1 protein-coding gene is annotated in these 1,221 nt (G+C 73.0%); it reads right to left on the bottom strand.

Features of this window, described 5'->3' with window-relative positions:
• Positions 1-132 precede the first annotated feature (132 nt).
• A partial coding sequence (locus tag HW578_RS26780) for an ATP-grasp domain-containing protein (RefSeq protein WP_369407991.1) occupies positions 133-1,221 on the bottom strand: 1,089 nt, incomplete at its 5' end.

Genomic DNA, 1,221 nt, shown 5'->3' with positions numbered 1-1,221 from the left:
CGCCAGCGCGCGCGCCGCAGCGCCCGCGCCAGAGCCGCCTTCGCTTGCCCAGGCTCGCTGCAATGTCTCTAGCACCTTGTTTTCGCGAGCATCTTCACCCGATGAGGTGATGCCACCTGATCGGCTTGCGCTCTAGCGCCGCGCGCGCCGCTGCACCAGGTCACAGAAGGCCGCGGAGATCCGCACGAGTCCGGGCAGCAGGTATTCAAACCCCTCCCGCGCCTCGGCGAACATCGCGCGCATGGTGGGATTGGCCTCGAAGACCAGAAGCCGGTCGTCGGGCAGCAGCGCCGCATCGATGCCGAAGAAGTCGAGTCCGAGCCGGTCCGACATCTCGCCCACCGCGACCAGTCGGGCGATGCCGAAGCGCTTCTCGAACTGGTCGAGGTAGTCGCGCTCGCGCGCCTGCTCCTCGGGGTGCGCGCGCATGTAGGCGCGGGAATTGCGGTGGTGGATGTTCCAGTCGTCGGCGGTCGCGAGGTGCTCCGGCAGCACGCGGGAGCCGATGCACAGCAGGCGGGTCTTGCGATACAGCCCGTCGGCGTCGCGGAAATCCACGAACTCGGTCAGGAACAGGTCGGTGTCGCCCGGCAGGGCGGCGAGGTCGGCATCGCCGCGCAGCAGCACCATGCCATGCCCGGTATGGGTCCCGGAGGGCCGGGCGATCAGCGGGAAGCCGAGGCCCGCCTCCGCCATGGCGGCCGTCACCGCGGCGCCGGTCGCGGCGGCGGCGGGCACCCGGATGGTGCGCGGGACGACCAGCCCCTCGATGCCCTCGAACAGCGCGGCCGCCTGGTCGCGGGCCGCGCGGGGCACCAGCCGCGGGTCGTTGATCACCGGCAGGCCGAGCCGCGCGCCCACCTGCTGCGCGAGGTCGAGGCCCTGCTGCATGCGCTCGGGCTCGGTGATGGCGTTGTAGATGACGTCGCAGGGCGGCAGCCGGTCGAGCAGGCCGGGATCGGCGGCCAGGGCATCGACGGTCAGGTCCACCCGCGCGAAGCGCAGCGGGTCCAGGTGGTCGGCGGCATTGTTGTGGCCCTCGGGCAGCTTGGCGCCGCCCGGCGCGGGCTCGAAATGACCCTCGCCGAGCGACTGCAGGACCAGCACCGTCGTCTCGCGCGCCCCGCGCGCCGGGATATGGACGAAGGGGCGCAGCCGAACCGCCTCGCGCGAGGCGGCGCGTGCGGCGGGCAGGTCGCCGGCGGCGGCGGCGGCCACCGC

Origin of the sequence: Roseomonas rosulenta, assembly GCF_016106005.1 — a bacterium.
GTDB classification, from domain to species: domain Bacteria; phylum Pseudomonadota; class Alphaproteobacteria; order Acetobacterales; family Acetobacteraceae; genus Neoroseomonas; species Neoroseomonas rosulenta.
This window is presented reverse-complemented; position numbering and strand designations above follow the sequence as displayed.